This window comes from Stenotrophomonas sp. TWI1409, from assembly GCF_039673015.1.
In the GTDB taxonomy this organism is placed as follows: Bacteria; Pseudomonadota; Gammaproteobacteria; order Xanthomonadales; family Xanthomonadaceae; genus Stenotrophomonas; species Stenotrophomonas maltophilia_A.
Genome location: NZ_JBDJKU010000131.1, coordinates 1 through 3180, shown reverse-complemented (window position 1 = coordinate 3180; position 3180 = coordinate 1). Strand labels below are relative to the sequence as shown.

Below are 3180 nucleotides of genomic sequence, written 5' to 3'. Positions count from 1 at the left end.
GCGCGCGCCGCGAGCCGTTTTTGCCTTTGATTTTCTTTGGCTTTTCGGGGGCGGACGCACCCGTAAACTGTCCGCGGTCGGGGGGGGTGGGTTCGCGGGGGTATCCGCGCCATGGATGGCGCGGCTAAGCCCCCAGGGACGGGTTCACGGCGTCCCCCGCGAACCCACCCCGCCCGGCCAAGCGCGGCTTTTGATTTACGCGATCACCCCCCCCCGCCACGAGGGGCTCAGCCGTTGGCCTTCGCCTTCGCCTCGCGCGCGGCCTGTTGCTCGACCAGGGTCAGTGCCACGTTGTCACGCAGGTACGCCGGCTCGACCATCTCCGGTGCGATGGCTTCACCGCGCGCGAAGGCCGGCACCGCCAGTGCCAGTACGTCCGACGCGCGCGGCAATGCGGCGGCATCGAATCCACGCAGGCCAGCCCCAAGTTGCGCCACCAGTGTGCCCTCGGCTGCGCCGAAACCGGTACCCACACCGTAGGCGGACAGCCCTTCCGGCAGCGATACCGCAGCGGGTGCGCATACGCGCTCGGCATCACGCGCCACCGGCAGGCCGTCCACGCGCTCGAAGCGGGCAACGTAGAGTTCGCCCATCCGCGCATCGATCGCCGACAGGATCTGCGTTTCCTCGGCCGGTGCCCGCAGCGCCAGCACCTGCAGCGTCGAGACCGGCAGCAGCGGACGGTCCAGTGCCAGTGCGATGCCCTGGGCAATCGCGATAGCCAGGCGTACGCCAGTGAACGCACCCGGGCCGCGGCTGAGCGCGATGCCGTCCAGCTGGCGGCGGCTGATGCCGGCTTCGGCCAGCAGCGCCTCCGCCCACGGCAGGCTCAGTTCGGCGTGCCGGCGCGGGGCGATCTCGAAGCGTTCCAGCACCTGCCCATCGACATGCAGGGCAACGGAACAGGCTTCGGTGGCGGTTTCAAAGGCGAGCAGTTTCATCGGATCGGGTCAGAACAAGGGGAACGTGGCACCGGGCGCCGGCTCGGGGCCGGTCGCAACAGCGACTGGGGCAGCCGCATCATCGGCCGCAGGCGACCATTGTGGCGTAAAGAAGGCCTGCACATCGGCCAGGCTGCGAGTACGCCGGAACGGCGGCAGCGAATCGAGGAAGACCCGGCCATAGCCACGGTTGAGCAGGCGCGGGTCACACAGTACCAGCACGCCACGGTCGCTCTCGCTGCGGATCAGGCGGCCGACGCCCTGCTTCAGCGCGATCACCGCCTGCGGCAATTGCTCGTCGCGGAACGGATTGCCGCCCTGGCTGCGGATCGCCTCCAGCCGCGCCTCGTACACCGGGTCATCCGGCGCCGCGAACGGCAGCTTGTCGATCATCACCACGCTCAGCGCTTCGCCGACCACATCCACGCCCTCGCGGAAACTGGCCGAGCCCAGCAGCACGCCATTGCCCGATTCACGGAAGCGCTGCAGCAGCGTCGCACGCGGCGCCTCACCCTGCACGAACAGCGGCCACGGCCCGTCGCGCAATGCCTCGGCGGCCTCACGCAATGCACGGTGCGAGGCGAACAACAGGAAGGCCCTGCCCTGCGAGGCCTGCAACACCGGCCGCAAGGTCTGGATCAGCGCGGTGCCAAACCCGCGCGCCGCCGGATCGGGCAGGCCTTCGGGCAGGTAGCACAGCGCCTGCTCGGGCCAATTGAACGGGCTTGGCTGCACCAGCGTGTGCGGATCGTCCAGGCCCAGGCGGGTGGCGATGTGATCGAAACCACCGCCAACGGTCAGCGTTGCCGAAGTGAAGATCCACGCGGCACGGCTGCGCTCGCGATGCTCACGCAGCGGACCGGACACATCCATCGGCGTGCGCTGGCAACGGAAACCACGCGGCGTAAGCTCGTACCAGAGCACATCGGCCGCACTGCTCGCTTCCGACGGATCGGTGTCGAAATCGAGAGTGGGTTCGTCATCGCCCAGCCAGCGGCTGAGCCGCGAGACCGCCTCGCGCGCCCGCGCATGACAGGCATCCAGACCCGCCGCCGCTTCGCGCAGCGGCTGCAATGCCTGCTCCAGGGTCACCAACCCTGCCATCACCGTATCGAATCCGTCGCGCACCTGTGGCATCGCCAGCGCGCGCCATTGCGTGCCACGCGGAGGCAGTCCCTCCATCGCCGAACGCAGCGCCAGCAGCGCCTGCTGCAACTGGTCGACCGGTTCCTGCAGCGCCGACTGCGCGCCGCCCACACCGCGTGCTTCAGCCAGGCAATCGCGCCCGAGCTCCTGCCACGGGCGCATGCCAAAACCCTCGCCGAAGAACTGCGCGGCCAGTTCGGGCAACTGGTGCGCCTCGTCGATGACGAAGGCCTGGGCGCCCGGCAGCAGTTCACCGAAGCCATCCTGCTTCAGGGCCAGATCGGCCAGCAGCAGGTGATGGTTGACCACCACCACATCGGCAGCCTGTGCACGCTGCCGCGCACGCACCACGAAGCAGTCATCCCAGAACGGGCAATCGGTGCCCAGGCAGTTGTCGACGGTGGAGGTGACCATCGGCAGCAATGGGGAGTCGTCGGCCAGCCCGTCGAGCTCGGCGATGTCACCGAACTCCGAGCGACCGGACCAGGCCAGGATGCGCTGGAACTGCGCCGCCTGTTCAGGGCTGGAAAAACGCGGCTCGCCGCGCGCCTGCTGCAGGCGATAGCGGCACAGGTAGTTCGCACGCCCTTTCAGCAGCGCACTGCGCAGGCCGACCCCGAGTGCTTGACGCACCCGTGGCAGATCGCGGTGGTAGAGCTGGTCCTGCAGCGCGCGGGTGCCTGTGGAGATGATGGTGCGCAACCCGGACAGCAGCACCGGCACCAGATAGGCAAACGTCTTGCCGGTGCCGGTACCGGCCTCGGCCAGCAGCAGATCACGCTGCTGCAGCGCATCGGCGATGGCTTCGGTCAGGTGCAGCTGTGCCGGACGCGGGACGAATGCATCCAGGTGCGAGGCGAGCGCGCCGCCGTCGCTGAGGGCTTCGCGGCTGGCATGGACAAGGTCGGACATCAGAGGGAAAGGATACCCGGCCGGGCGCTGCCCGGCACCCGTTTCAAGCCAGAGCCAGAGCACCAGCAACGGCAACGGTGTTGTTCACGGCTCTGGGTTTCTGCGTGCAGGGTGGGGCGGGAGGGGCAGGCAGGACACGCCGCAAACCCATCCATGGGGGCTCGATGGCGCCATCCATGGC

The 3180-nt window shown here is 68.8% G+C and carries 2 protein-coding genes; both read right to left on the bottom strand.

Annotated features, from left to right (window positions below; all coding sequences use genetic code 11):
* Positions 1-227: 227 nt before the first annotated feature.
* Positions 228-941, bottom strand: a complete 714-nt coding sequence (gene tsaB, locus ABE423_RS20595; RefSeq protein WP_293799573.1) for a tRNA (adenosine(37)-N6)-threonylcarbamoyltransferase complex dimerization subunit type 1 TsaB — start codon at positions 939-941, stop codon at positions 228-230.
* A gap of 9 nt (positions 942-950) precedes the next feature.
* Positions 951-2999 (bottom strand): ATP-dependent DNA helicase, encoded by a 2049-nt coding sequence (locus ABE423_RS20590; RefSeq protein ID WP_125892802.1) that lies wholly within the window; start codon positions 2997-2999, stop codon positions 951-953.
* Between the last annotated feature and the right edge of the window lie 181 nt (positions 3000-3180).

Excerpts from the sequence above, each read along its gene's own strand:
- ABE423_RS20590 (WP_125892802.1), bottom strand. The coding sequence starts at position 2,999 with ATGTCCGACCTTGTCCATGCCAGCCGCGAAGCCCTCAGCGACGGCGGC.
- tsaB (WP_293799573.1), bottom strand. The coding sequence starts at position 941 with ATGAAACTGCTCGCCTTTGAAACCGCCACCGAAGCCTGTTCCGTTGCC.